This window comes from Acinetobacter lactucae (assembly GCF_013344765.1).
Classification (GTDB): domain Bacteria; phylum Pseudomonadota; class Gammaproteobacteria; order Pseudomonadales; family Moraxellaceae; genus Acinetobacter; species Acinetobacter lactucae_A.
Genome location: NZ_JABVBF010000281.1, coordinates 1 through 2,200 on the forward strand (window position 1 = coordinate 1; position 2,200 = coordinate 2,200).

Genomic DNA, 2,200 nt, shown 5'->3' on the forward strand with positions numbered 1-2,200 from the left:
GTTTATAACTGACTGAATAAGTCAAATTTACTAAAATTTCTTTAACATGTTTAATTGTATTTTGGGCAATGAGTTGAACAAAATAAAAAAAAGTATTGAATAATCATGGAAGTCCAATATGGGTCATGTTGATTACGATAGCACATTGATCGTCGGCTCTTTTATTGCAGCTGGCTTCATTTGCTATATTGTAATTTCCATGGAGCAATTGATATTCACGCAAGTCTATAAAAAATTTGAGTCCTTAATTTTATTTATCAATGGATTCCTACTCGCATTAGCAATTAGTATTGTGCATATTATTGGTATACAAGCTTATCATCTGCTTGATACAGCTACCTCAAATATTCCTTTAATTATCGTTTCTTATGTCATTAGTGCGTTGTTATCTTGTACTGCTATGTGGTTGACTTCGCGTTTTACACTTCCTTTATTTAGACTCATTTTGAGTTCGATTATTATGGGAATTGGAATTTCAGCTTCGTATTACATTAGCATGTTGGGCTGGAATATTAATGTTTATAAAAAAGATTACACTTCATTCTTACTCCTATTTTCTGCATTAATTGCGATGAGCGGTTCAGGGCTGGCATTTTTACTCGCCTATAAATTAAAAGATACTGAACGATATCGCTCAACTTTAAAAATCGCATTTTCGGTGATGATGACCTTAAGCATTATGGGGATGCACTATACAGCACTTATTGCGACCAATATTACTGATACATTTATCAGCCAATATCAAGCTGAACATGACTTATTATTATTTACAATTATTTTGGTCACATGTTTGGTACTCGTAGCAAGTTTTATTGTTGCAATGTTAGAGCAACGTCTCACACAACAAAATTTAGAATTGCGTAAGGCGAATAAAGAATTAGCAAATCTCTCAATACAAGATAATTTAACTAAACTGCCTAATCGACTTTACTTGGTTGATTATGCTGAAGTCCTTCTGTCAGATCACCGATATAAAGACCAGAAAATTGCTTTTTTATATATTGATTTAGATCGGTTTAAATCGGTCAATGATGCCTTTGGACATCATGTTGGTGACCAATTACTCATTCAAATGGCAAATCGTCTGCATTGGCAACTCAATGAGAAATGTAAACTACTTAGAATTGGTGGCGATGAATTTTTGCTTATTGCGGAAAATACCAATGCAGATGAAGCAGTTGTTTTGGCTGAGAAAGTTTTACAGCTGATTCAGGAGAGTTATCAAATTTCTGGTAAAGAAATTAACATCTCTGCGAGTTTAGGGGTGGCACTATTTCCTGAGCATGGACAAAATGTTCAGGACTTACTCATGAACGCTGATGCCGCGATGCTCATGTCTAAAGAACAAGGCCGAAATACTTATACTATTTTTAGTTATTCAACCCATCAACAAGAAACGAGAAGTCAGTCAAAACTGATCAATGATCTTTATAAGGCCGTAGAAGAAAAGCAGTTCATCCTATATTACCAACCAAAATTTAATACGAATCTTGAAGTCTGTGGCGTTGAAGCATTAATCCGTTGGAATCATCCAGCTTTAGGAATACTCACACCGCATATGTTCATAGAAGGTGCAGAAAAAACGGGTTTGATCATTCCCATGGGATATTGGGCACTTGAGCAAGCTTGCCTGCAAATTCAAGAGTGGGAACGCAGTAATACCCCGTTTTATCCAGTCGCTGTAAACTTATCTGCTCTACAGTTTGAAAATAAAAAATTATTTAGTACGCTTGAGGCATTACTAAAAAAATATCAAATTCAACCTCATCACTTAATTGTTGAGATTACTGAATCTACTGCAATGCGGCATATCGATTTGAGTATTCGCGCTTGTGAGCGACTACGTGATATGGGTATTCGTGTTGCAATCGACGATTTTGGAACAGGGCATTCGAGTTTCTTATATTTAAAAGATTTACCTGTAGATGAGTTGAAAATTGATCGTGGTTTTATCGTTGATTTAAAACCGGGTTCCAAAGAAGAAGTAATTCTAGAAAGTATTATACATTTAACTAAAAAGTTAGGCTTAACCGTAACAGCAGAAGGGGTAGAAACTCAACAGCAGGTTGAGATTTTAACACGTTTAGGGTGTCAACAATTTCAGGGTTATCTATTAGGAATGCCTGTTCACGTCGATCAACTCATTGAGTCTCAAGGTGCACACTTTGCTTAATCTTTTCTAAATTGATTTCAACATTTA

Annotated in this window: 1 protein-coding gene; it reads left to right on the plus strand. The window is 35.2% G+C overall.

The window, feature by feature from the left end:
- Positions 1–118 precede the first annotated feature (118 nt).
- Positions 119–2,173 carry a bifunctional diguanylate cyclase/phosphodiesterase gene (locus HUN22_RS16660; RefSeq protein WP_174731716.1) on the plus strand — a complete coding sequence of 685 codons (2,055 nt, stop codon included), beginning with the start codon at positions 119–121 and terminating at the stop codon, positions 2,171–2,173.
- The last annotated feature ends 27 nt before the right edge of the window (positions 2,174–2,200 follow it).